Genomic DNA, 25638 nt, shown 5'->3' with positions numbered 1-25638 from the left:
TCCGGCTGCTAGTGTCCGCCGCCCTCGGCTTCGGATCCGGGGGACGTGTCGGAGACGTGGCGCTCGGTCTCGTGGCCCGCGTCGACGGGAACGGACACGGTGACGTCGCCGGCCTTCTCGAAAGCGAACGTGACGGGGAAGGTGAGGCCCGGGCGGACGCCTTCCTTCAGGCCGTCCAGGGTGACGAGGACGACATCGGCCGGTGCGTCGGCGCTCTCGTCCTTCTGGCCGGCGGCCTCGGCGCCCTCAGCGGCTTCCTGACCGGGCTGGCCGGCGACGAGCGCGGTCTGCGGCGCGATCTCCAGCCCGCCGGCCTTCTCGCCGAGGGCGACGGACTGCGCGAAGTCGGTGCTGATCCGGGTCAACTTGTCCGGGGTGTCTTCGTTGTTGTTGATCGCGGTGAACGCGAGGACGGCGTTGCCGCCCGGCTCGAGGCTGTACTCGGCGGAGTTGGGGTAGACCACGTGCACGTTGCGCAAGGCGATCGACTCGGCGTCCGCGCTGTTGCCGTTGACCGCGGCGACCTGACTCGACGTCTGAGTGATCTGGCCCGCGCTGCAGGCGGACAGCACGAGTGCTGCGCCGGCAGCGAGAGCGACGGCGGTAGCGACTCGGCGAGTCGACTTGTCGAGAGCAGTCACGAGTTGTCCTCCGGTGTCAGGTTCGCACTTCAACTAGGCAGAGTAGTAGTTCGCCCGCGTGGCCTGCTCGCTGGGTACTCACAATGGTTGTCTGCGTGCGGTTTCGGCGCTGGAGAACCGCCCGATCGGGGTGTCCGGAATGCACGTCTCGGGGGCCCTGTCAACCCCTACGGTCAGGCCATGATGCCCCTGACCTGCACCGTTGATGCGACCAGGTTCCGGACACGTGTTAAACTCGAATGATCGAAAGGGGCACGGGACAGATGATTTTTAAGGTCGGAGACACCGTCGTATACCCCCATCACGGTGCGGCGCTGATCGAAGCTATTGAAACCCGCACCATCAAGGGTGAGCAGAAGGAATATCTCGTTCTCAAGGTTGCTCAGGGCGATCTCACCGTACGGGTTCCCGCAGACAACGCAGAGTACGTGGGCGTACGCGACGTCGTCGGCCAGGAAGGTCTCGACAAGGTCTTCCAGGTACTGCGGGCACCGCACACCGAAGAACCCACCAACTGGTCACGCCGCTACAAGGCGAATCTCGAAAAGCTCGCGTCAGGTGACGTCAACAAGGTTGCCGAGGTCGTTCGGGACCTGTGGCGTCGTGAGCAGGATCGCGGCCTGTCCGCAGGAGAGAAGCGCATGCTCGCGAAGGCGCGGCAGATTCTTGTCGGCGAACTCGCACTGGCCGAAGGCACCGACAGCGACAAGGCCGAGACCATCCTCGACGAGGTCCTCGCGGCCGCGTCCTAGACAGCCGCGATACACACAGTGACCGAGGGAAAAGGTCCTGTAGTCGCGCTGGTTCCCGCCGCAGGTCAGGGAGTGCGTTTGGGTGAGAACAAGCCCAAGGCATTCGTTGATCTGGGTGGGACGACCATGCTTACTCGCGCGGTCGACGGGCTCCTGGAGTCGGGGGCTGTCGACCGCGTCGTCGTGATCGTTCCCGAGGAACTCGTCGAGTCGACGCGAACCCTCGTCCCGAGTGAAGTCACCGTTGTGGCCGGTGGAAGCGAGCGGACCGATTCGGTTCGTGCCGGGCTGGCCGTCGCCGACGATGCCGAGTACCTGCTCGTGCACGACGCCGCCCGCGCCCTCACTCCGCCGTCGCTCATCGCGCGGGTGGTCGCGGAACTACGATGCGGCCGCAACGCGGTCATCCCGGTCCTCCCCGTGACGGACACGATCAAAACCGTCGACGTTCTCGGTGCGGTCACCGGCACCCCCGAACGGTCCGAACTTCGGGCCGTGCAGACACCGCAGGGATTCACCGCGGAAGTGCTCCGGCGCGCCTACGACGCCGCCGACGGCATCGCCACGGACGACGCCGGGCTGGTGGAGCGCCTCGGGGAACGGGTCCGCAGCATCGTCGGAGAACCCACAGCATTCAAGATCACCACGCCGCTGGACCTCGTACTGGCCCGCGCGCTGGTGGAAGAGGGAGCGCACTAGTGCGAGTCGGAATCGGGACGGACGTCCACCCGATCGAGCAGGGGCGGCCGTGCTGGATGGCCGGCCTGCTGTTCGAGGACGAGAACGGCTGCTCAGGCCATTCGGACGGCGACGTGGCCGTGCACGCACTCTGCGACGCCCTGCTCTCCGCCGCCGGACTCGGCGATCTCGGCACCGTCTTCGGAACCGGGCGGCCCGAGTGGTCCGGGGTGAGCGGTGCCGCCATGCTCGCCGAGGTACGCCGTCTCCTCGAAGAGGACGACTTCGGCGTCGCCAACGCCGCGGTCCAGGTGATCGGGAACCGGCCGAAGATCGGCCCGCGCCGAAACGAAGCGCAAAAGGTGCTGAGCGACATTCTGGGCGCGCCGGTTTCGGTGTCCGCGACCACCACGGACGGGCTCGGGCTCACCGGCCGCGGCGAGGGGATCGCCGCCATGGCCACCGCGTTGGTCATTCCCGATCGAAGCGCCAGGTAGGATCGCTGGTCGTGACCCTGCGCCTATTCGACACCGAGACGCGGGCCTTGCGTGACTTCGTTCCGCTGGCCCCTGGACACGCATCGGTGTACCTGTGTGGCGCCACGGTGCAGGGCGACCCCCATATCGGCCACGTACGCAGCGGCGTCGCATTCGACGTGCTGCGACGCTGGCTGCTCGCCCACGACTACGACGTGGCGTTCGTCCGCAACGTCACGGACATCGAAGACAAGATCCTGAACAAGGCCGCGGAGGCAGGCAGGCCGTGGTGGGAGTGGGCCGCCACGTTCGAGCGGTCCTTCACGTGGGCCTATCAGCAACTGGGTGTGCTGCCGCCGTCCGTCGAGCCGCGAGCCACCGGCCACATCACGCAGATGGTCGAGATGATGCAGCGCCTCATCGACAACGGCCACGCGTACGCGGCGGGCGGGGACGTCTACTTCGACGTCCGCAGCTACCCCCGGTACGGCAGCCTGTCCGGGCACAAACTCGATGACGTCCACCAGGGCGAGAGCGCCGGCGAATGCAAGCGCGATCCCCGCGACTTCACGCTGTGGAAGGCGGAGAAGCCGGGCGAGCCGTCGTGGCCGACGCCGTGGGGCCGGGGCCGGCCGGGCTGGCACCTCGAATGCTCCGCGATGGCCGAGTTCTATCTCGGGGCGGCGTTCGACATCCACTGCGGTGGCCTGGACTTGGTGTTCCCGCACCACGAGAACGAGATCGCGCAGGCCAAGTGCTCCGGTGACGACTTTGCGCAGTACTGGCTGCACAACGGCTGGGTCACCATGGGTGGCGAGAAGATGTCGAAGTCGCTCGGCAACGTTCTCTCGGTGCCGAACGTGTTGAAAAAGGTTCGGCCGCAAGAGCTTCGCTACTACCTGGGTAGTGCCCACTACCGGTCGATGCTCGAATACTCCGACACCGCGCTCGACGAGGGGGCCGCGGCGTTCCGCCGGATCGAATCGTTCGTGCTGCGCACGCAGGAGCGTGCCGGTGAGGTACCGGTCGGACGGTGGACCGAGGCGTTCGCTCGCGCGCTCGACGACGACCTCGCCGTCCCCGCCGCGCTCGCCGAGGTGCACGGCAAGGTCCGCGAGGGCAACATCGCCCTCGACGGTGGCGACCTCGAGGGTGCGCGCGAGATCGCGTCGCAGGTCCGGGCCATGCTCGGAATCCTCGGCGTGGACCCGCTGGACGAGCACTGGACTCAGGAGACCGCGGACGCGTCCGCGGCAACCGATGCCCTGGACGTTCTGGTCCGGGCCGAACTCGAGCGCAGGCAGAGTGCCCGCGCCGAGAAGAACTGGGCTGTGGCCGACGAGGTGCGTGACCGTCTCATCCGGGCGGGCATCGAGGTCACCGATACCCCCAACGGGCCCGAGTGGTCTCTCAAGGCAGGACAGTAGTAATGGCTGGAAATTCGAGTAGGCGCGGAGCCATCCGCAAGGCCGGTACCAAGAAGGGGCAGGTCGCCGGCTCCGGTGGCCAGCGCCGCAAGGGACTGGAAGGCCGCGGCGCCACCCCGCCCGCGGAAGCACGCACCAAGCACCCCGCCGCCAAGCGTGCCGCGCGCGCAGCCAGGGAAGCCGACAAGCAGCCCGGCCGCGGTCGTCAGACCGCCGGACGCAAGGTGCTCGACGGCCCCGAGAACGTGCTGGGCCGCAACCCCGTCGTCGAGTGCCTGCGCGCCGGTGTCCCCGCGACCGCGCTGTACGTCGCGGTCGGGACCGAGAGCGACGATCGCCTGAAGGAATCCGTTCAGCGGGCGGCCGACGCGGGCATCTCCATCCTCGAGGTTCCCCGGACCGATCTCGACCGGCTCAGCGCCAACGGCATGCACCAGGGCATCGCATTGCAGGTGCCGCCGTACCGCTACGCGCACCCCGACGACCTGATCGCGGAAGCCCGCAAGCATCAGGAGGCGCCGCTGCTCGTGGCCCTCGACAACATCACCGATCCCCGCAACCTCGGTGCCGTCGTGCGTTCGGTGGCCGCATTCGGTGGTCACGGTGTGGTGATCCCGGAGCGGCGCAGTGCGTCGGTCACCGCGGTCGCGTGGCGGACGAGCGCCGGCGCGGCAGCCCGCCTGCCGATCGCCCGAGCCACCAATCTCACTCGCACGCTGAAGGATTGGGCGTCCAAGGGCGTTCAGGTGGTCGGTCTCGATGCGGGTGGCGACACCACCCTCGACGAGTTCGACGGCAGCGGCCCCGTGGTGGTCGTGGTCGGCTCCGAGGGTAAGGGACTGTCGCGTCTCGTCCGCGAGAACTGCGACGCCATCCTCAGCATCCCGATGGCAGGCCCCGTCGAATCACTCAACGCGTCCGTCGCCGCGGGTGTCGTGCTCGCCGACATCGCCCGCCGTCGCCGCGGCTAGGCTCCCGGACCCGTCCAAGCCCGCACGGTCGGTAGTGGGCTGAGGGCGGCGCTGTCAACGCTGTCGACACCTACCGTAGACCTACAGTGTTGACAGGCTGCTACCACCGGCGTTCACTGAGGTCATCAGTGGCCGCGAGGTTGGAGGCCGGTCATGGCAATCACCGATATCAAGGAGTACGCGCACCTCACCCAGCAGGACGTCGAGGCGCTCGGATTCGAACTCGACGCACTACGCCGCGACGTCGCGGAGTCCCTCTGCGAGAAGGATGCGACGTACATCCGCCGCACCATCGCGTTCCAGCGGTTGCTCGACGGCCTCGCGCGACTGGTGATCCACGGCAGCCGGACGTCCACCGGGGTGGTCCTCGGTACGACGGCACTGGGTGTGGCCAAGAGCGTGGAGAACATGGAGATCGGGCACAACGTCTCGCACGGGCAGTGGGACTGGATGAACGATCCCGAGATCCACTCGAGCACCTGGGAGTGGGATCAGGTGGGGCCGTCGTCGCAGTGGAAGTATGCGCACAACTTCCGGCACCACAAGTACACCAACGTGCTCGGAATGGACGAGGACGTCGGGTTCGGCGTCATGCGGGTCACCCGTGATCAGGAATGGCGCCCCATCCACCTGGTGCAACCGATTCAGAATCTTCTGCTCGCGGCGACGTTCGAATGGGGCATCGCGCTCCACGATCTGCTTCCGCCCAGTGCCGAGGACAAGGCGAGCCGGCGTCTCCGTCCACCGGTGCGAGATCTGCTCGGCAAGATCGCGCGGCAGATGGGCAAAGATTACGTGCTGTTCCCCGTTCTCAGCGGGCGTCGGTGGCGACGAACGCTGAAGGCGAATCTCGTCGCCAACCTGCTACGGAACGTGTGGTCGTACGTCGTGATCTTCTGCGGTCACTTCCCCGACGGAGCAGAGAAATTCACGCTCGCGGAACTGGAGGACGAAAGCCGGGCCGAGTGGTATCTGCGCCAGATGCTCGGCACCGCGAACTTCCGGGCCGGAGCTGTCATGGCCTTCATGAGCGGCAACCTGTGCTATCAGATCGAGCACCATCTCTTCCCCGATATCCCCAGCAATCGGTACGCCGAGATCTCGACTGCGGTGCGCGGCCTGTGCGAGAAGTACGACCTGCCGTACACCACCGGTTCGCTTGCGCGGCAGTACCTTCTGACGCTGCGCACCATTCACAAGCTGGCGCTGCCCAACCGATTCCTCCGGGCGACGTCCGACGATGCGCCGGAGACGGCCTCGGAAGCGAAGTTCCGTGGGAGGTCGGTGCTCGGAGCCGATCCCGTGACCGGGCGTCTTCGCGGGCTCAGGACCGCGCTCGCCGCGAGGTAGGCCGTCACCGCGGAATGCTCGACGCCACCATTCGGTGGAATCGGACCCGGTGCCCGGGCCGCAATTGCGCGGCCACCGGAAGATCGGCCTCGGCGACCACAGCGATCACCGGATAGCCGCCGGTCACCGGATGATCGGCGAGAAACAGGATGGGCTGACCGTTGGGCGGCACTTGCAGCGCCCCCGCCACCATGGCCTCGCTCGGCATCTCTCCCGGCACGGCGCGGTGCAGCGGTCCAGGACCCTCGAGCCGCGCCCCCACGCGATTGGTGTCGGAGCTGACCGTCCACGTCTCGCGGAGAAGCGCCTCGACCGACGCTGGTGTGAACCAGTCGTCCCGCGGCCCGAGCCGCACCCGCATCATCAGCGGATCCTCGGGAGCGACGGGCGGGGGGATGATCTCGTCCGCAGGCCAGTCGCCGGCATCCGCACCGACCAGCAGCCGATCACCCTCGGCGACGGGATCGGGGCCGATACCCGACAGAGTGTCGGTGGACCGGCTCCCCATCACCGCCGGCACGTCGAAACCTCCGCGCACCGCGACGTAGCTTCGGAGTCCCTCCGAGGCGAACGCGATCTCCAGCAGGTCACCGGCAGTCAGGTGCAGCATCGTGTAGTCGGGCCGGGGTTCGGAATTGACGGTGATGGGATTGCGGGCGCCCGTGACGGCGACGGAGACGGTCCCGGCCGCACGCACCGCGAGCCCACCGAGCGTGACCTCCAGCGTCGCTGCGTCGGAGTGGTTACCCACCAACCGGTTTGCGCTGTCGTGCGCGTCGCGGTCGGCGGCACCCGACTCGCCGACGCCGATCGACGCGTAGCCGGGGCGGCCCCGATCCTGCACGGTGGTGAAGGGTCCGGTGCGCACGACCTCGAGCCAAGCCATCGTTCGATTGTCCCGCATCCGCAGCGCTTCTGGATACGCTCTCGCCGATCTCGATTCGCGCCCCGTGCGTACGCGTCGCACCGTTACGGAGGTGCGCGACGCGTACACACGGGCTGCAGATCAGCCGCTCAGGACTATGCAGCGGCCGTATAGCCGTGCGCGGCAGCGACTTCGGTGGACAGCAGCTGGCCGTCGTGGGTGGACAGTCCCTCGGCGAGGCCGGGGACGGTCGCGGCGGCCTCCTGCCAGCCCTTGTCGGCGAGGGCGACGACGTAGGGGAGGGTGGCGTTGGTGAGGGCGTAGGTGGAGGTGCGGGGGACGGCGCCGGGCATGTTGGCGACGCAGTAGAACACGGAGTCGTGGACCTGGTAGGTGGGTTCGGCGTGGGTGGTGGGTCGTGAGTCCTCGAAGCAGCCGCCCTGGTCGATGGCGATGTCGACGAGCACGGAGCCGGGCTTCATCCGCGAGACGAGGTTGTTGGAGACGAGGGTGGGGGCCTTGGCGCCGGGGACGAGGACGGCGCCGATGACGAGGTCGGCGTCGAGGACGGCCTGTTCGAGTTCGAGGCTGTTGGAGGTGATGGTCTTGACCTGGCCGTGGTACTGGGCGTCGATCTCGCGGAGGCGGGCGATGGACAGGTCGAGGACGGTGACGTCGGCGTGCATGCCGTAGGCGACGGCGATCGCGTTCTTACCGGAGACGCCGGCGCCGATGACGACGACCTTCGCCGGGCGCACGCCGGGGACACCGCCCATGAGGACGCCGCGGCCACCGCCCTGGCGCATGAGGTGGTAGGCGCCGGCCTGCGGGGCGAGGCGTCCGGCGACCTCGCTCATCGGGGCGAGCAGGGGGAGGGAGCCGTCGGCGCCGACGACGGTTTCGTAGGCGATGGAGGTGGTCTTCGACGTGAGCAGGGCGTCGGTGCAGTCCTTGGAGGCGGCGAGGTGCAGGTAGGTGAAGAGCACCTGGTCCTGGCGCAGTCGGGCGTATTCCTCGGCGATGGGTTCCTTGACCTTCAGGAGCAGGTCGGCGGTGTCCCATACCTGGTCGGCGGCCTGGAGGATCTGTGCGCCTGCGGCTTTGAAGTCCTCGTCGGCGAAGGACGAGCCGATGCCGGCGCCGGATTCGATGATCACTTCGTGGCCGCGTTCGCTGAGTTCGTGAACACCGGCGGGGCTGATGGCCACGCGGTATTCGTGGTTCTTGATCTCGCGGGGGATGCCGATCTTCATGAGAGCTCCGTGCTGTCGGAAATTCGATTGGTAGGTGCCAATAGTGAAGAAAGCGTCCTTTCATGCCAACAGTTGTGAAGATAATTCTCAACATTGGTGCGATGGCGCGCGACTATTCGGACGCGGGCACCCTGAGCCGGTCCTCGTCGAAGGATGTTCGGCCCAGTGGCTTCGCCCCGTGAGTACTTATTAACCGCCCGCCGTTAATAAGTACTCACGGGTGGCGGAGCCGCAGGATCAGCATGGCCGTGTGCAGCGACGTCCGGGACTCGGCGTCGTCGAGGTCGACGCCGAGCAGCCGCTGGATCGTGGCCAGTTTCGCGTAGAGCGTGGGGCGAGAGAGGTGGAGCTGTTTCGCGAGTTCCGTCTTGTTGCCACCGAGTTCGAGGAAGCTGCGCAGGACGTCGACACTGTCACCGCCGTGTCGCGCCTGATGTTCCAGCAGGCCGCGGAGTTCGGTCTCGGCGAATGCCTGCACCCGCGGATCGGTCCGGATGAGGGCGAGGAGACCGCGCAACCGGATGTCGGCTGCTCGGTGAAAAACCTTGTCGCCCGGTGGCAACGACAGCGCGACCTCGGCGATGTGAGCGGATTCCGTCAGGCCGCCCGCGGCGTCCAGGAGTCGGGTCGATTCGGGACCGACACCGATCGTGCAATGGAGGACGCCGTCGAGCCGGGTGAGCGCGGCACGAATCGCCTCGCAGAGCTCGAACAGCGCGTCGGGTGTGGACGCCGGCGGATGGGACAGGAGCAGGTCGATCTGTCCGGCCCGGGTGTTCGCCGTGAGTGCCGTTTGCCGCGACGTCCGGACCGCGTGGCGGACGGCGTCCAGCATGTTCACTCGGCGTCGCTGCGCGAGAACCTGGTCGGCGCTGGCGGTTTCGCCGACCCGGACCGTCATCGGCAGGTAGGTCAGTGCCGGCCGGAGGCCGAGCGCATGGGCGCGCGCCGTCGCCTCGGCCTCGTCCTGGATGCGTCCGCGGCGGAGTTCGTCGACGAGTCCGCTCTGGGCCTGCTGCTCGAGCGCGGTCCGGTCCTGCTCGACCATGCGGTTCAGTGCGAGCGCCTGCGCGGCACGCTCGAGGGTCATCCGCGCCCGACCTTCGGCGGCGACGGGGCGAGGAGCGACGAGTCGTCCCCACTCCTGCCGATGCGCGCCGACGGGCGTCGCCGTCCACGACTCCGGGCCGTCGACCGCGGTCTGATGCGACACGGGTGTCAGCCGCGACCGACGTTCCCACTCGGCGAGGAGATCCGCCGCCGTGGTTCCCTGCGCCGCGAAGGCCAGTACCTGCCGGTTGAGGTCCTCGAGCACGATCGGGGCGCCGAGCATGCCGGCCGCGGCGTCGACGATCTCACCGAGCGACGCCCGCTTCATGCTCAGGTCGGTGAAGACCTCGTGCACGTGCCGGGCGAACGCGACCTCGTCGTACTGCTCCGCGACGATCGATCGGTGCACTTCCTCCGTGACCTCGACGAACCGGATCTGGCGGTGCAGTGCGATGACGGGAAACGACAGTCTGTCGGCGGCGCGTGCCACCCCGTCCGGCACGGTGTCGACGTGGACGCCGAGTTCGACGACGAGTCCGGCTGCGCCCGCCGCGGCCAGTCCCTCCAGGTAGGCGACGCTCGACGAGTCGTCCGCGAGCGGCTGGCCGGTGGTGAGGACGAGTTCGCCACCCTGGAGGAGGTTCGACAGATCGGGTAGATCGCTGACGTGTACCCACCGGACCGGTCTGTCGAGCTGTCCGCCGCCGATCACCTCGGGCGCCCCCGCCTGCACGACCGGGAGCCCCAGGATGTCGACGATGGTGGGCTGCATTTACGCAGTGTAAATCAGAAGTCGTATTTCTATACAGATCGTCGGGCTCCGGGGGCTGGTTGACGGACCAGAGTGAAGACATCGCACTCCGCGCGGACTTTCCGCGTATCGGCTCTCTCGGTAAGGACACCCATGACACACAGCGATGGCGCAGCGCAGACCCGGACCATCTCGCACTCCGCCGAAGGCCGGACCATCTCGCATTCCGCCGAAGGCCGGACCATCCCGCATTGGTTCGACAACAAGAGTTTCGCCGGCACGAGCGGCAACACCGCCCCGGTCACCAACCCGGCCACCGGTGCCGTGACCGGTCAGGTCGCCCTGGCCAGCGTCGAGGACGCCCGCGCCGTGATCGATGCCGCCGCGGCCGCGTTCCCCGCCTGGCGCGACACCTCCCTCGCCAAGCGTTCCTCCATCGTGTTCAAGTTCCGGGAACTGCTCAACGCCCGCAAGGGCGAGTTGGCGGAGATCATCACCTCCGAGCACGGCAAGGTCGTCTCCGACGCACTCGGTGAGGTCTCCCGCGGCCAGGAAGTCGTCGAATTCGCCTGCGGCATGCCCCACCTGCTCAAGGGCGGCATGACCGAAAACGCCTCCACCAACATCGACGTCTCCTCCATCCGCCAGCCCGTCGGGCCCGTCGGGATCATCTCCCCGTTCAACTTCCCCGCCATGGTCCCGATGTGGTTCTTCCCCATCGCCATCGCCGCCGGCAACACCGTCGTCCTCAAGCCCAGTGAGAAGGACCCGACCGCCGCGATCTGGATGGCCGAACTCTGGGCCGAAGCCGGACTCCCGGCCGGGGTGTTCAACGTCCTGCAGGGCGACAAGACCGCCGTCGACGAACTGCTCACCAACCCCGCCATCAAGGCCATCAGCTTCGTCGGCTCCACCCCCATCGCCCAGTACGTGTACGCCACCGGCACCGCCCACGGCAAACGCGTCCAGGCACTCGGCGGGGCGAAGAACCACGCCATCGTCCTGCCGGACGCCGACCTCGACCTCGCCGCCGATGCCATGGTCAACGCCGGCTTCGGCTCCGCCGGGGAACGCTGCATGGCCATCTCCGCGCTGGTCGCGGTCGGGGACATCGCCGACGAACTGGTCGCCAAGATCAAAGAGCGCACCGACACGTTGAAGATCGGCGACGGTACCCAGGACTCCGACATGGGTCCGTTGGTGACGAAGGTGCACCGCGACAAGGTCGCCTCCTACATCGACGCCGGCGAACAGGACGGCGCCACCATCGTCGTCGACGGGCGGACCGTGCAGGCGAATGGCGGTGCGGACGGGTTCTGGCTCGGACCGACCCTGATCGACCACGTCACCACCGACATGAGTGTGTACACCGACGAAATCTTCGGCCCCGTCCTGTCCGTGATCCGGGTCGAGTCCTACGACGAGGCCCTGGAACTGGTGAACTCCAGCCAGTTCGGCAACGGCACCGCCATCTTCACCAACGACGGCGGCGCGGCCCGGCGGTTCCAGAACGAGGTCGAGGTCGGCATGGTCGGCATCAACGTCCCCATCCCCGTCCCCACCGCCTACTACTCCTTCGGGGGCTGGAAGAACTCCCTGTTCGGCGACAGTCACGCCCACGGCACCGAAGGCGTGCACTTCTTCACCCGCGGCAAGGTCGTCACCAGCCGCTGGCTCGACCCGAGCCACGGCGGCATCAATCTCGGCTTCCCCCAGAACAACTGAGCCGGAAAGGACCTACGGTCATGACGACGACAGTCTCCCAGGAACTTTTGCCCACCGGTCAGTCCCTCGACGCGGCCCGCGTCGAAGGGGAGCGCGCGTATGCCCTCGACCGGGCGCATGTGTTCCACTCGTGGTCCGCGCAGGAGCAGATCACCCCGATGACGATCCTCGCGTCCGAGGGTTCGTACGTGTGGGACGGTGCCGGGAACCGCATGCTCGACTTCTCGTCCCAGCTCGTCAACACGAACGTCGGGCATCAGCACCCCAAAGTCGTTGCCGCCATTCAGGACCAGGCCGCGAAGCTGTGCACCATCGCACCGCAGTACGTGAACGACGCCCGCTCCGAGGCCGCGCGGCTGATCGCCGAGCGGACTCCGGGTGACCTGAACAAGGTGTTCTTCACCAATGGCGGCGCCGACGCCAACGAGCATGCGGTGCGCATGGCTCGGCTGCACACCGGCCGCTACAAGGTGCTGTCGCGGTACCGCTCGTACCACGGCGGCACGGACACCGCGATCAACCTCACCGGCGATCCGCGCCGGTGGCCCAACGACTACGGCAACAGCGGAGTCGTCCACTTCCACGGACCGTTCCTGTACCGGTCACAGTTCCACTCGGAGAACGAGCAGCAGGAAACCGAGCGCGCGCTCGAGCATCTCGACCAGCTGATCCGCCTCGAGGGGCCGAACTCGATTGCAGCGATCGTGCTCGAATCGGTTCCCGGGACCGCGGGGATCATGGTGCCCCCGCCCGGTTACATGGCCGGTGTTCGCGAGATCTGCGACCGCTACGGCATCGTGTTCATCGCCGACGAGGTGATGTCCGGGTTCGGCCGAACCGGAAAATGGTTCGCGATCGACCATTTCGGTGTCGTTCCCGACCTGATCACGTTCGCGAAGGGGGTCAACTCCGGGTACGTCCCGCTCGGTGGTGTCGCGATCAGCGAGAAGATCGCGGCGACGTTCGCCAACCGGCCGTACCCCGGCGGGCTCACCTACTCGGGGCACCCGCTCGCCACCGCGGCCGCCGTCGCGACGATCAACGCGATGGAGGACGAGCGGATCGTCGAGAACGCGGCCCGGATCGGCAGCGAGATCCTCGGTCCCGGACTGCGTGGCCTCGCCGACCGGCACCCGTCGATCGGTGAAGTCCGCGGACTCGGCGTGTTCTGGGCGATCGAACTCGTCGCCGACCGCGCCACGAAGGAACCGCTCGCTCCGTACGGCGCCTCCAGTCCGGCGATGAACGAGGTGATCGCGGCGTGCAAGGCAGGAGGATTGCTGCCGTTCGCCAACTTCAATCGGATTCACGCTGTGCCGCCGTGCACCGTCACCGAGGCCGAGGCCCGCGAAGGACTCGCGATCCTCGACACGGTTCTCGACATCGCGGACGCACACCGCAACTCCTGACACACCCCGTCTGCCGACACACCCGTGTCCTGACACTCGATCCGTCCCGCGGTCAATGGCGCCTGCGGGGCGGATCTTTCCCTTTTCCACGACAACCACACGGCGCCCGGATCTCAACGGAGAGAATCTATGAGCTCGACCACGTCCACGCTCGCACTGTCACTGCCGGAAGGCTACGTCGAAGAACAGGATCGGCCGCCGGCTCCCGACGTCGCAATCCTCGACCGATTGACTGCCGATGCATTCGACCTGCACGTCGACACCGTCGGACCGCGCGAGAACCGGCAACTTCGGGTCACGCTCTACAGCGGAGGCTCGACCGTGTCGCTCGAGCGGGTGCTCCGGCTTCTCGGGAGCCTCGACCTCGAGGTCGTCGACCAGCGGACGTCGGTGTTCCGCCGCACCGACGGACTGGTGTGCCGGCTCTACGACTTCCAGGTGTCCGCGGGACCGCTCGTCACGTCCGCGGTGGCGTCGGGATCCGTCGAACCCGAGGCTGTCCTGGAGACGTTCCGTGCGTTGTGGTCGGGAAGGGCGGAGGCGGATCGGTTCAACGTGCTGGTGCTCGCCGCCGGCCTGGACTGGCGGGAGGTCGTGCTCCTGCGCGCGTACGCCCGCTTTCTGCGGCAGAGTGCTCTGCCCTACGACCAGGGCCGGATCGAGGCGGTCCTGCTGTCGCGTCCCGAGTTCGCGTCGGCGCTCGTGGATCTGTTTCACGCACACTTCGACCCATCCCGTCCCGGCGGCGGCACGTCCCGCGACGACGAGGTCGAACATCGTGCCCGCCGACTCGAATCGCTGCTCGCCGACGTGGAGGGCCTCGACGCCGACCGCATCCTGCGCGCCTACTCTGGCCTCGTCGCGGCGACGACCCGCACCAATTTCTATCGGGACGGAGCGCTCGGTCCGGATCGTCCCCAGTTGTCGCTGAAGTTCCGTTCCGCCGAGATCGACGAGCTTCCGCGGCCGCGGCCGTTCTACGAGGTCTTCGTGTATTCACCGGACATGGAGGGCGTGCACCTGCGATACGGACCCGTCGCGCGCGGCGGGCTCCGCTGGTCCGACCGCCTCGACGACTACCGCACCGAGATCCTCGGACTCGTCAAGGCGCAGGCCGTGAAGAACGCCGTCATCGTACCCGCGGGCGCCAAGGGCGGGTTCGTCGTGCGCAACCCGTCGTCCACCGGCCAAGTGTGCTACCGGCAGTTCATCTCCGGGCTGCTCGACGTCACCGACAACCGTTCGGACACAGCCGAATCGGTTCACCCCGACCGGGTCGTCTGCCGGGACGGCGACGACCCCTACCTCGTGGTGGCGGCGGACAAGGGCACGGCCACATTCTCCGACACCGCCAACGAGGTGGCCCGGACGTACGACTTCTGGCTCGGTGACGCGTTCGCGTCCGGCGGTTCGGTCGGCTACGACCACAAGAAGATGGGCATCACCGCGAAGGGTGCGTGGGTGAGCGTCACCCGGCATCTGGCCGAACTCGGTATCGACGTCGACCGTGACAGTTTCACGGTCACGGGGATCGGCGACATGAGCGGTGACGTCTTCGGGAACGCCATGCTGGCGAGTGCCGGCATCGGGCTGGTCGCCGCGTTCGACCACCGCCACATCTTCGTCGACCCCACTCCCCGCGGGGAGCAGGCCTGGCAGGAACGCCGCCGGTTGTTCGAGCTGCCGAGGTCGTCGTGGGCCGACTACGACCGGACCCTCATCAGTGCAGGCGGCGGCGTCTGGTCGCGGGAGAGCAAATCGATTCCGGTGAGCAGCCAGATGCGGACGGCGCTCGGTCTCGCTTCGTCGGTGACGACGTTGACGCCGCCGGAGATGATCCGCGCCATCCTCGCCGCCCCGGTGGATCTCCTGTTCAACGGCGGAGTCGGGACGTACGTTAAGGCCTCGTCGGAGTCGCACACGGATGCGGGTGACAAAGCGAACGACACCGTCCGGATCGATGCGGGCCGGCTGCGCGCGCGGGCCGTCGCCGAGGGCGGCAACCTGGGCATGACGCCGCTCGCCCGCATCGAGTTCGCCCGCACGGGTGGGCTCGTCAATACGGATGCACTGGACAATTCGGCCGGAGTGGACTGCTCCGACCACGAGGTGAACATCAAGATCCTGCTCGACTCGCTGCCCGTCGACCGGCGGCTGGATCCGGTGCGGCGCTCGGACCTGCTCGGGGCGCTCACCGACGACGTGTCGGAACTCGTGCTCGCGAACAATCGCGCGCAGAACCGGGTACTCGGCGACGCCCGGTCGAACGCCCACCGGATGGTGGACGTGCACTCGAGGATGGTGAACGACCTGGTCGACAAGCGCGGTCTGGACTGCGACCTGGAGGCGCTTCCGAACCCCGAGGGTTTCGCCGAACTGTCGGAGGCAGGGTTCGGGCTGACCTCGCCGGAACTGGCGACCCTCCTCGCCCACGCCAAGCTGGATCTGAAAGCGGAACTCGAGGATACGGACGTCTTCGCCGACGGGTACTTCTCCGAACGGCTCGGCGCGTACTTCCCGGCCGCGCTGCGCTCCGTCCTCCCCATCGACGCGCATCCCCTCCGCCAGGAGATCCTCGCCACCGAGATCGTGAACGACATCTTCGCCCGCGGCGGGCTCACATACGCGTACCGGCTGCGCGAGGAGACGGGGGCCGGGCCCGCGGATGTGGTGCGCGCGTTCGTCATCACGTCGGAAGTGTTCGGGCTTGCGGAACTCTGGTCCGACATCGCCGCGGCGAAGCTGCCACCGGCGACGGAGTACGAACTGGTCGTCGAGGCCCGCCGGCTGCTCGACCGGGCGTCGCGGTGGTTCCTCGCCAACCGTCGTCAGCCGCTGTCGGTGGACGACGAGATCGACAACTTCCGGTGCCACGTCCACACGCATTCCGGCGACGTCGGCGGATGGCTCCGCGGCGCGGAGGCGCTGGCGATGGAGGACACGCGTCGCTCCTACGACCACGCGGGCGTCGAGACGTCCATCGCCCGGCGTATCGCGGACGGCCTCTACCGGTTCAGCCTGCTCGACATCGTGGACGTCGCCCGCGAATTGGAGCACGACGTAGCCGAGGTGGCGCCGCTCTACTTCGCCCTCTCCGATCACCTCGGCGTGGATCGATGGCTGATCAAGGTGTCGGCGCTTCCGCGGGGTGAACGGTGGCACACCCTCGCCCGGGTGGCGCTGCGGGACGACCTGTACCGCTCCGTCCGGCTCCTGACCCGGGATGTCCTGTCCTCGGGGGAGCCCGGTGATGCACCGGACTCCCGGATTCTGCTGTGGGAGAGTGCGAATCGAGCGAGGAACGAACGGGCTCGCCGGACGCTGGGGGAGATCGACGCCGCGTCCACCCACGATCTCGCGTCACTGTCGGTCGCGGCGCGTCAGGTGCGCTCGATGGCGGATCTGCACTGACACAATGCGCTTCGCGCCTGTGAGTACTTATTAACCTCGGGCGGTTAATAAGTACTCACGGGCGAAGCTACAGGGTGCGTGCAGGATCGATGGTGGGTACTTCGTCCTCGTCGTCGTCGGGTACGAAGTCGGCTTCGACGGCGGAGGCCGGTTCCTTCCAGATCCAGGGCTGACCGTCCTGGACGACGCGCCGGTAGGCGTACAGCACGATCGACAGCGACAGGACGACGACGCCGACGATGAGTTCCTTCGTGCTGCCGTATCCCGTGATGGAGGCGCTGAGCGTGCCGACGACGACCATGATCGTGTCGACGACGACCAGGAGACCGGCGATGTACACCCACTGCTTGCCGAGCTTGATGGGGCGATGGGCGTCCGGTTCGTCGCGGCGCAGGTTGAGGAAGCCGGTCAGCGACAGAATGTGGCAGATGAGGTAGCCGACGATGCCGGCGACGATGACAGCGAGGGCCTCGCCGACGAACAGGATCAGGATGACGTTGACGAGCAGATCCAGTGACATGGCACGCCCCGGGACCTTGAAACGGTTGAGCTCACCGAGTTGCTTGATGGTGAGGCCCTCCCGGGCGCTGCCGTGGAGTACGCGTCCGCCGTCGGCGGTGGTCATGACCATCAGGAGGACGAGGCCGGCGATGAGGCAGATCGCCATCACGATGTCGCCACCGGGGAAGAGGCTTTCGAACACGGTCAGGTAGAAGGAGACGGGGTTTTCGGCGACATCCGCCTGGTCGACGAGTCCGCCGACGCCGAACGGGACGAGGATGTAGACGGCGATGACGAAGAAACCGGCCAGTCGCAATGCAATTCGGCTGTCTCGGATGGTGTCGCGGAATTCGGGCACGAACGAGGCGACGGCCTCGATGCCGTACACCGACCAGGCGAGGACGAACATCCAGGCGATCGCGGTGCGCCAGCCTGCTTCACCGCTGGCGGCGATGTCCCAGTGCAGATTGCTCATCGACCAGTTGTCGGACAGGAGGGGAGCGGCCGCGAAGACGACGATCGGGACGAGGACGAGCGCGCCGGTCGCGTACATCAGCCACATCGCGGGTCGCATGCCCAGGACGTTCAGGCCCCAGCCCATGACCAGCACGCCGAGTGCGATGAGGTGGGGGAGTCCGATGGTGGCCAGGCCCGTGGAGAATGTCCACGTCTCTTCGGGGAACCATTCGGCCTGGACCAGCTTTCCGATCTGCAGACCGTAGATGGCGAGTGAACTGGACCAGGAGAACCAATAGCCGTACGTCGCGAGCGGACCGACGAGGGTCGACCGGGTCCGCCAGCCCTGGTGGGCGTACATCGAGATGCCGCCGACCTTGTCGACGAACATGCTGGCCATCTCGGAGTAGATGAAGTTCTGTAGGCACGCGAGGACCGCGACGGCGCCGAGGAGGACGAGCGTCGTCCACGCGCCGATCAGGCCGATCGCGTACCCCATGCCGACGAAGAGTGCGGCGGGGATCGAGAGGCTGATCGTGAAACCGTCCCACCACCGCAGGTTCTTCTCATAGGTGTGGTCGTCGGCGAAGGAATCGTGCAGGCTCACGGGATTCTCCAGTTCTGGGCCTTGTCGGCGCAGTGTGTGTATTCAGAATGCGGCCCTCGGCGACTCGAGTCGAGTGGAGGCCGACGGACCGCCGCAAGTATGTGATTCAAGACACTAACACCGCGCAATGCGTCGCACAAGACGAAATGTGCCGCGCAATGCGTACTCGCTGTTCGCTTACATTCACGAAATGCAGCCTTTTGGCCCCGCAACGCCACTGATCTCGTCGTTCTGGATAGAGTCGGTCCATGTCTCAGCACACTCTGGACGAACTGGACCGCGCGATCCTGCGGCAACTCGAAGACGATGGGCGGCGAGCGTTTCGGGAAATCGCCCGAAACCTGGGGTCCTCCGAGGCGACGGTACGGGCGCGCGTGAAGCGTCTGCAGGATCTGAACATCCTGCGCATCGTCGCGTTCGCGGATCCCGAACGGCTGGGCGACTCGCAACTGGCGCTGGTGTTCCTGACGGTCGACCCGGCCCGGCACCAGCAGGTCGTGGACACTTTGACCGAGATGCCGGAGATCACGTACGTCTCGACACTGCTGGGGCGCAGCGACATCTGCGTCGAGGTCGGCAGCGCCAACAATGCCGAGCTGTGGGCTTTCCTGAATCAACACGTCAGCACCATCGAGGGCGTGCGCACCACGGAGACCATCTCGATCCTCAAAGTGCACAAGCTGCGGTACGGCACGCCCTCGAAGGAGTAGTCCTACCGTCCGTCGCTGAAGACCGTGCGGTGCCAGGCTTTCCGGGAGACCCCGGTGATGTCGCTCATGACGTGCTTGACGGTCAGGTACTCCTCGAACGAGTACGTCGACATGTCCTTGCCGAAGCCGGACGCGCCGACCCCGCCGTGCGGCATCTCGCTGATGATCGGGATGTGATCGTTGATCCACACACACCCCGCGTCGATGTCCCGCGATGCGCGCTGCGCGCGGTACAGGTTCGTCGTCCAGGCCGACGCGGCGAGACCGTAGTCGGTGTCGTTGGCGCGGCGAATCGCGTCGTCGTCGCCCGAGTGGCGGCTCACGGTGAGCACGGGTCCGAACACCTCGTCGCGGTAGATCTCGGCGTCCTCGGTGACGTCGGCGATCAGGGTCGGGAGGTAGAAGGCCCCGGGCAGGTCGGGGGCGGATCCGCCGGTCACGATCCGGAACCCGGCGGCGCGGGCGCGCTGCACCATGCCGTCGACCCGGTCGCGATGAGCAAGCGTGATCAGCGATCCGAGATCGGTGTCCGGATCCCAGGGATCGCCCACGACCACCCGTTCCATCAGTTCGGCCACACCGGCGACGAAGTCGTCGTACAGCGAGTCCGCCACGATCGCGCGGGTCGCCGCGGTGCAGTCCTGGCCGCCGTTGATCAGGGACGCCGCCACCGCACCGTGTACGGCCGCATCGAGATCGGCGTCGTCGAACACGACGAAGGGGGCCTTGCCGCCCAGCTCGAGCTGCACGCGGGTACCGTTCGCGGCCGCCTGCGCCATCACCGTCCGGCCCACGGCGGTCGACCCGGTGAAGGTCAGGACATCGATGCCGCGATGTCCGGCGAGCGCGGCCCCGACCTCGCCACCCGTACCCGTCACCACGTTGAACACGCCGTCGGGCACACCGGATTCAGTGGCCAGCCGGGCGAGGCGCAGCGTGGTGAGGGGAGTGAGCTCGCTCGGTTTGAGCACGACCGTGCATCCGGCGGCCAGCGCCGGAATCACCTTCCACACCGCCATCTGCAGCGGATAGTTCCACGGCGTGATCGACCCGACGACGCCGACGGCCTCACGCCGGATACTCGAGGTGTGGTCGGGGGAGTACTCGGCGGAGGCCTTGCCCTCGAGATTGCGGGAGGCCCCGGCGAAGAAGTCGATGTTGTCGATGCTGCCCGGGACGTCGAATTCGCGTGCGAGCCGGATCGCCTTGCCGGTCTGCGCGACTTCTTCGCGGGCGAACAGTTCCGCGTCGCGTTCGAGTGCGCGGGCGAGGGTGGTGAGAACGGCTGCGCGCTCGGCTGGGACCGCTCCCGACCAGGCCTGGAAGGCGGCTCGTGCCGACCGGACGGCGGCGTCGACGTCCGATGCGGTCGCCAGCGTCAGTGTCGTGACGAGTGCGCCAGTCGCCGGATCGAGGATGCGGTGGGTGTCGCCGGATCCTTGGGCCGGGGATCCGGCGATCCAGCAGCCGGGCACGGTGGTCGGCAGGCCGATCGGGGGAGAGGACGGGCAGGGGGCCGAGACGGTCATGAGATCACTCCAAGACGGGGGCGACGAAAGATTTCCTCACAGTAGAAGAGCGATCTCGTGTTGGCTACCCGTGTTCGCGAATTAAGTCGATAAATCCGGCAAAAATCTGCGTATTGCGTCAACATTCTCGCCGTGACTACTTGAATTCGCGGGGAAATGCGGTCAGGATTGACGCATGCCGGATCCAACCTCGGTGTTCGACGATCCGCCGAGTGGCCATCCCGGGTCCGGCCGATGGAACCCGAACCGGTCCGAAATAGACTGAACCAAAACGCAATTGAGGATAACGATGACTGCTGTCACCGAAAGAATCACGACCGGACTCGAACGCTCGGCTGCGCGCCACCTGTGGGGGCATTTCTCCCGTCACGGGCAGAACATCACCCCGCCGATCATCACCCGCGGTGAGGGCGCCCGGATCTGGGACTCGACCGGCAAGAGCTACCTCGACGGACTGTCCGGGTTGTTCGTCGTCCAGGCCGGGCACGGCCGCACCGAGCTCGCCGAGGCCGCCGCCAAGCAGGCCGAACAACTCGCATTCTTCCCGCTCTGGTCGTACGCCACCCCACCGGCGATCGAACTCGCCGAACGCCTCGCCGGCTACGCCCCCGGTGATCTGAACCGGGTCTTCTTCACCACCGGCGGCGGCGAGGCCGTCGAAAGCGCCTGGAAACTGGCCAAGCAGTACTTCAAGAAGGTCGGCAAACCTGGCAAACACAAGGTGATCTCCCGCTCCATCGCCTACCACGGCACCCCGCAGGGGGCCCTGGCCATCACCGGCATCCCCGCCCTGAAGGCCCCGTTCGAACCGCTCACCCCCGGCGCGTTCCGGGTCCCCAACACCAACATCTACCGGGCCCCCGAACCCCTCGGCTCCGACCCGAAAGCGTTCGGGATCTGGGCCGCCGACCGGATCGCCGAGGCCATCGAATTCGAGGGCCCCGACACCGTCGCCGCCGTCTTCCTCGAACCGGTGCAGAACGCCGGCGGCTGCTTCCCACCCCCGCCCGGCTACTTCGAGCGGGTCCGGCAGATCTGCGACGAATACGACGTGCTGCTGGTCTCGGACGAGGTGATCTGCGCGTTCGGCCGGATCGGGTCGATGTTCGCGTGCGACGACTTCGGGTACGTGCCCGACATCATCACCTGCGCCAAGGGCCTGACGTCGGGGTATTCGCCGATCGGGGCGATGATCGCCTCGGACCGGCTGTTCGAACCCTTCGCCGACGGTGCGTCGATGTTCGCGCACGGCTACACCTTCGGCGGGCACCCCGTCTCGGCGGCGGTGGCGTTGGCGAACCTGGACATCTTCGAACGCGAGGGCCTCAACGCCCACGTCGCCGAGCAGGCGCCGGCGTTCCGGGCCACCCTCGACAAGCTGACCGATCTGCCGATGGTCGGGGACGTGCGCGGGGAGGGCTTCTTCTACGGCATCGAACTGGTCAAGGACAAGACCACCAAGGAGTCGTTCACCGACGACGAGGCCGAACGGATCCTGCACGGGTTCCTCTCCACCGCCCTGTTCGACGCCGGCCTGTACTGCCGGGCCGACGACCGCGGCGACCCGGTCATCCAGCTCGCCCCGCCCCTGACCTGCGGTCAGGCCGAATTCGACGAGATCGAAAACATCCTCCGCAGCGTCCTCACCGAAGCTTGGAACCTGCTGTAACGCAACGGGTCCCATGCCGGAAGGCGGCACCTCGACTACGGCGTCGAGGTGCCGCCTTCGTGTTTTCCGGTGCGCCGAACGCGCACATCGGGAGCGAGGCTGCGCAATGCGCAGCCGGATCGGCAGTAGCGACGCAAACCGGGCATTTTCGGGGTTGTGTAGCGGTTTGCGCACTGTTAATGTGTTCTGAAACACGCAAAGCGTTGAATTTACCCCGCTGGATGCCGAAATGCGCAGCATCGAGTTCTCTCAGCCGCCGGGAGCGGCACAATCGACGAGGAGCACGTCTTGACGATTCAGGAACTTCCCACTGCCGACTGGCCGGGCAGCAAGGCGGCCGCGGTGTCGTTGACATTCGACGTCGACGCGGAGGCCGGCTGGCTCGGCGAGGGCGACGAGTACGAACGCCGTCTGACCATCCTGTCCGAGGGGCGCTACGGCGTCACGCGCGGAGTGCCGCGCATCCTCGATCTGCTCCGCCGATACGACATCTCGGCGACGTTCTTCGTCCCGGGTCACACCGCGGAGCACCACCCCGCGATGGTGGCGAGCCTGCTCGACGCCGGGCACGAGATCGGTCACCACGGCCACCTGCACCTGCGCAGCGACAAGGTGAGTGAGCAGCAACAGATCGACGAGATCGACAACGGGCTCGAGGCACTCGAGCGGCTCGGCGTCCCGCGGCCGAAGGGATACCGCTCCACGTCCTGGGAACTCACCCCCGAGACGTTCGCTCTGCTCGTCGAACGCGGGTTCCTCTACGACTCCAGCTGTATGGGCGACGACCGTCCCTACATCGAGTCCTGGGACGGCCGCGAGATCCTCGAACTGCCCGTGCACTGGTCGCTCGACGACTGGCCGCGCTTCGGCTGGAACATCGACGGTGGCGGCAACGTCGCCGACCCGGAAGAGTTGCGCCGCTGTTGGACAGCAGAATTCGAGTCGGCCCGTGCCGAACGCAGGCACACGAGCTTCACCATGCATCCCGAGGTCATCGGACGCCCCTACCGGCTCGCCCAGTTCGAGCAGGTGGTGGCGCACATGGCCGAGTCCGGTGACGTGTGGTTCGCCCGCCTCGACGAGGTCGCCGAGTTGGTGGCGCCGCGACTGCAGGTGGCGTCGTGACCCGCCGGTTCCGTTCCACACAGGTCCGGCCGCGGGACCGCGGCTACGAGTTCGGCAGTGCCCATGCGGAACAGGTCGGCGCGTCCGTTGCCGCATACCGGCAGTTGTTCGACCGCGCTGCCGGCTCGGCCGTCGACCTGGACCACTGGGGGACCCTCGCCCTCGAGCGGATCACGGCTGCCGCACCCGCGATCGCCCGCGAGATTGCCGGCATCGCCGACGGCGCCGGTCTTCCGGTGACCGCGGTCGCGGCGATCAACGCGCGTACCGAGGTGCTGGCCGCGGTCGGCGGAGTCACGCCGAGCGAGTGCTCGACGGTCGTCCGGCTCCGGGACGGGGACGCACCGGTCTCCGTTCAGGCGTGGGACTGGTTCGCCGAACTCGCCGACCTCTGGTTCGTCTGGGAAATCCCGCACGAGAACGGTCATCTGACCACCACCGTCACCGAATACGGCATCGTCGGCAAGATCGGCGTCAACGACCGCGGGCTCGGCGTGCACTTCAACATCCTCCACCACTCCGAGGACGGGAACGGGATCGGTGTCCCAGTGCACGTGCTGGCTCGCGCCGTCCTCGACGAGTCGCGCGACCTCAACCACGCGCTCGTCCGGCTCGCCCAGGCGAAGGTCTCGGCGTCGACGTCGCTGACACTCGTCGCGAACTCCGGCGGCGAATCCGCCGCCGTGAGCGTCGAACTACACCCCGGCGGGATCGGATACGCCCTGCCGGACCGCGACGGCCTGCTCGTCCACACCAACCATTTCCTCAGCAGCCCGGCGAACCTGCACGACACCGAACTCCGGGACGGCCCGGACACCGTGATCCGGTTCGACATGCTCCGCCGTCGACTGTCCGGCAGACCGGACGTCGATGCCCCCGCAGTCGTCGAGGCGATGACGTCGCACCTGCTCGGCGGCGGTGCGACGTGCTGCCACGTCGACCCCGCCCTGCCCACGGCGGCACGCTTCGAAACCCTCGCCACCGTCTCGCTCGACGTCGAGAACGGAACCCTGACGGCCCATTCCGGTGGGCCCTGCACCATTCCTGCCGATTTCGCGGCACCGACCAAGGAGAACACCGTGCTGAAATTGAAGCGCATCGACAACATGGACATCCTCACACACGATGTCGACGCACTCGTGGAGTTCTATCACGGCGTCCTCGGCCTGCCCTTCCACCTCCCGTACGAGAAGGAGGAGGAGTGGGCGGCGATCGACATGGGCAACGTGACGCTCTACATCTTCAAATCCGAAGTGGGCGAGCATGCGCCGCGCCGCACCGCGGTCAACCCCGACAACGCACCCGGTTACGACTCGATCGCGTTCGAGGTCGACAGCCTCGACGAGGCCGAGGCCGCGCTGGACGGACGCGTCGAATGGGTCGACGAGCGGATCCAGTGGAAGCACCCCAGCGGCACCTGGTACCAGTACCGTCCGTTCTTCGACCCCGACGGCAACATGCTGTACGTCACCGAGCCGCACATCGTGGGAGCGGGCGTATGAGTCCGGCCGCCATTCCGAGTGTTCGGCTGGATGACCGCGTCGCGCTGATCACCGGCGCGGCACGCGGCATGGGCGCCGCACACGCGCGGACCCTCGCGTCCCGCGGAGCCGAGTTGATCATCGCCGATCTCGACGTCGCGGAACTGTCGGCGGTCGCCGAGGGGATCCGCGACAGCACCGGGCGCCGCGTCGAATGCCTCGAACTGGACGTCACCGCACCGGACGCCGGCGAACGCGTCGTCGCCGTCGCGGACGACAACTGGGGTCGTCTCGACATCCTGGTCCACAACGCCGGCATCATGCACGACTGGAAGACCCTCGACGAGACACCGGTCGAGAACCTCCGGCCCTATCTCGCCGTCAACGTCCTCGGGCCGTACGCCATCACCCGTGCCGCCACACCGCTCCTCGCGCGCAGCGCGGCACCGCGTGTCATCTTCATCTCCTCGCAGTGGGGGCAGGTTCCTGACGGCCACTCCTATGGCTACATGGTGTCCAAGACCGCGCAACTCGGGCTGATGAAGGCGCTGTCCTCCGAACTCGTCTCGCAGAAGATCCTCGTCAACGCCGTAGCACCGGGCGCGATCCACACCCGGATGGTTCCCGATGACGTCTATGCCGAAGAACTCGCAGCAGTCCCCCTCGGCCGTCTCGGCGATGCCCACGAAATCGCCGCGGCCGTCGCCTTCCTCGCCTCCGACGGAGCCGCATTCATCACCGGTCAGACCCTCGCGGTCAACGGTGGAGCCCTCGTCGTCGGCGCCTGATCTCTCCGAAAGG

General features: G+C 67.2%; 20 protein-coding genes. 14 read left to right on the top strand and 6 right to left on the bottom strand.

Translation table 11 applies throughout. The features are described from left to right. Positions 1 to 8 precede the first annotated feature (8 nt). Complete coding sequence (locus OYT95_RS14650) at positions 9 to 641, bottom strand: hypothetical protein (protein ID WP_112302009.1); 633 nt, start codon at positions 639 to 641, stop codon at positions 9 to 11. Between the two features lie 263 nt (positions 642 to 904). On the opposite strand from OYT95_RS14650, the gene carD reads away from it, so the two are divergent. From carD to OYT95_RS14620, 6 genes are all read left to right on the top strand, one after another. After that, the gene (carD, locus tag OYT95_RS14645) at positions 905 to 1393 is read left to right on the top strand and encodes an RNA polymerase-binding transcription factor CarD (protein ID WP_005262216.1); all 489 of its coding nucleotides are present in this window, start codon (positions 905 to 907) and stop codon (positions 1391 to 1393) included. Between the two features lie 18 nt (positions 1394 to 1411). Further along, positions 1412 to 2092, top strand: a complete 681-nt coding sequence (gene ispD / locus OYT95_RS14640) for a 2-C-methyl-D-erythritol 4-phosphate cytidylyltransferase (protein WP_112302008.1) — start codon at positions 1412 to 1414, stop codon at positions 2090 to 2092. Next, a complete protein-coding gene (gene ispF, locus OYT95_RS14635) occupies positions 2092 to 2568 on the top strand; it encodes a 2-C-methyl-D-erythritol 2,4-cyclodiphosphate synthase (protein ID WP_112302007.1) in 477 nt (158 codons plus the stop codon). The genes ispD and ispF overlap by 1 nt, the downstream gene beginning before the upstream one ends. A gap of 11 nt (positions 2569 to 2579) precedes the next feature. Next, positions 2580 to 3974, top strand: coding sequence for a cysteine--tRNA ligase (cysS, locus tag OYT95_RS14630; RefSeq protein ID WP_037242255.1), 1395 nt, complete (start codon positions 2580 to 2582; stop codon positions 3972 to 3974). Between the two features lie 2 nt (positions 3975 to 3976). Then, positions 3977 to 4945: a 23S rRNA (guanosine(2251)-2'-O)-methyltransferase RlmB gene (gene rlmB, locus OYT95_RS14625; protein WP_007301532.1), complete on the top strand. Its 969-nt coding sequence runs from the start codon at positions 3977 to 3979 to the stop codon at positions 4943 to 4945. 153 nt (positions 4946 to 5098) lie between these two features. Further along, on the top strand, positions 5099 to 6295 hold the full coding sequence (locus OYT95_RS14620) for a fatty acid desaturase family protein (RefSeq protein WP_112302006.1): 1197 nt from the start codon (positions 5099 to 5101) through the stop codon (positions 6293 to 6295). Between the two features lie 4 nt (positions 6296 to 6299). On the opposite strand, the gene OYT95_RS14615 is transcribed toward OYT95_RS14620, so the two are convergent. From OYT95_RS14615 to OYT95_RS14605, 3 genes are all read right to left on the bottom strand, one after another. After that, positions 6300 to 7181: a biotin-dependent carboxyltransferase family protein gene (locus OYT95_RS14615; protein WP_268791813.1), complete on the bottom strand. Its 882-nt coding sequence runs from the start codon at positions 7179 to 7181 to the stop codon at positions 6300 to 6302. Positions 7182 to 7315: 134 nt separating this feature from the next. Then, complete coding sequence (ald, locus tag OYT95_RS14610; protein ID WP_268791812.1) at positions 7316 to 8413, bottom strand: alanine dehydrogenase; 1098 nt, start codon at positions 8411 to 8413, stop codon at positions 7316 to 7318. Between the two features lie 214 nt (positions 8414 to 8627). Beyond that, a complete protein-coding gene (locus OYT95_RS14605) occupies positions 8628 to 10235 on the bottom strand; it encodes a PucR family transcriptional regulator (RefSeq protein ID WP_112302004.1) in 1608 nt (535 codons plus the stop codon). A gap of 132 nt (positions 10236 to 10367) precedes the next feature. Here OYT95_RS14605 and OYT95_RS14600 point away from each other — a divergent pair, with 132 nt between their 5' ends. The 3 genes from OYT95_RS14600 to OYT95_RS14590 all read left to right on the top strand — a co-directional run bounded on the left by OYT95_RS14600 (position 10368) and on the right by OYT95_RS14590 (position 16759). Then, entirely contained in the window at positions 10368 to 11939 is a 1572-nt protein-coding gene (locus tag OYT95_RS14600; protein WP_268791809.1) for a CoA-acylating methylmalonate-semialdehyde dehydrogenase, read from the top strand. A gap of 20 nt (positions 11940 to 11959) precedes the next feature. Beyond that, complete coding sequence (locus OYT95_RS14595) at positions 11960 to 13348, top strand: aspartate aminotransferase family protein (protein ID WP_037242244.1); 1389 nt, start codon at positions 11960 to 11962, stop codon at positions 13346 to 13348. Between the two features lie 129 nt (positions 13349 to 13477). After that, positions 13478 to 16759: an NAD-glutamate dehydrogenase domain-containing protein gene (locus tag OYT95_RS14590; protein WP_268791807.1), complete on the top strand. Its 3282-nt coding sequence runs from the start codon at positions 13478 to 13480 to the stop codon at positions 16757 to 16759. A 67-nt stretch (positions 16760 to 16826) separates the two neighbouring features. Here OYT95_RS14590 and OYT95_RS14585 read toward each other — a convergent pair whose 3' ends face one another. Further along, the gene (locus tag OYT95_RS14585) at positions 16827 to 18323 is read right to left on the bottom strand and encodes an APC family permease (protein ID WP_268791805.1); all 1497 of its coding nucleotides are present in this window, start codon (positions 18321 to 18323) and stop codon (positions 16827 to 16829) included. A gap of 248 nt (positions 18324 to 18571) precedes the next feature. Between OYT95_RS14585 and OYT95_RS14580 the strand changes: the two genes are divergently transcribed. Continuing rightward, positions 18572 to 19033 (top strand): Lrp/AsnC family transcriptional regulator, encoded by a 462-nt coding sequence (locus OYT95_RS14580; RefSeq protein WP_037242237.1) that lies wholly within the window; start codon positions 18572 to 18574, stop codon positions 19031 to 19033. Positions 19034 to 19035: 2 nt separating this feature from the next. Here OYT95_RS14580 and OYT95_RS14575 read toward each other — a convergent pair whose 3' ends face one another. Beyond that, positions 19036 to 20562 carry a gamma-aminobutyraldehyde dehydrogenase gene (locus tag OYT95_RS14575; RefSeq protein WP_268791804.1) on the bottom strand — a complete coding sequence of 509 codons (1527 nt, stop codon included), beginning with the start codon at positions 20560 to 20562 and terminating at the stop codon, positions 19036 to 19038. Between the two features lie 289 nt (positions 20563 to 20851). Here OYT95_RS14575 and OYT95_RS14570 point away from each other — a divergent pair, with 289 nt between their 5' ends. The 4 genes from OYT95_RS14570 to OYT95_RS14555 all read left to right on the top strand — a co-directional run bounded on the left by OYT95_RS14570 (position 20852) and on the right by OYT95_RS14555 (position 25625). Next, positions 20852 to 22231, top strand: coding sequence for an aspartate aminotransferase family protein (locus tag OYT95_RS14570; RefSeq protein ID WP_268791803.1), 1380 nt, complete (start codon positions 20852 to 20854; stop codon positions 22229 to 22231). A 288-nt stretch (positions 22232 to 22519) separates the two neighbouring features. Then, positions 22520 to 23356, top strand: a complete 837-nt coding sequence (locus tag OYT95_RS14565; RefSeq protein ID WP_128640116.1) for a polysaccharide deacetylase family protein — start codon at positions 22520 to 22522, stop codon at positions 23354 to 23356. Further along, complete coding sequence (locus tag OYT95_RS14560; RefSeq protein WP_268791802.1) at positions 23353 to 24858, top strand: C45 family autoproteolytic acyltransferase/hydolase; 1506 nt, start codon at positions 23353 to 23355, stop codon at positions 24856 to 24858. Before OYT95_RS14565 ends, OYT95_RS14560 begins: the two co-directional genes overlap by 4 nt. Continuing rightward, positions 24855 to 25625, top strand: a complete 771-nt coding sequence (locus OYT95_RS14555) for an SDR family NAD(P)-dependent oxidoreductase (protein WP_268791801.1) — start codon at positions 24855 to 24857, stop codon at positions 25623 to 25625. Before OYT95_RS14560 ends, OYT95_RS14555 begins: the two co-directional genes overlap by 4 nt. Positions 25626 to 25638 lie beyond the last annotated feature (13 nt).

The organism is Rhodococcus sp. JS3073 (assembly GCF_026810085.1).
GTDB classification, from domain to species: domain Bacteria; phylum Actinomycetota; class Actinomycetes; order Mycobacteriales; family Mycobacteriaceae; genus Rhodococcus_F; species Rhodococcus_F wratislaviensis.
This window is presented reverse-complemented; position numbering and strand designations above follow the sequence as displayed.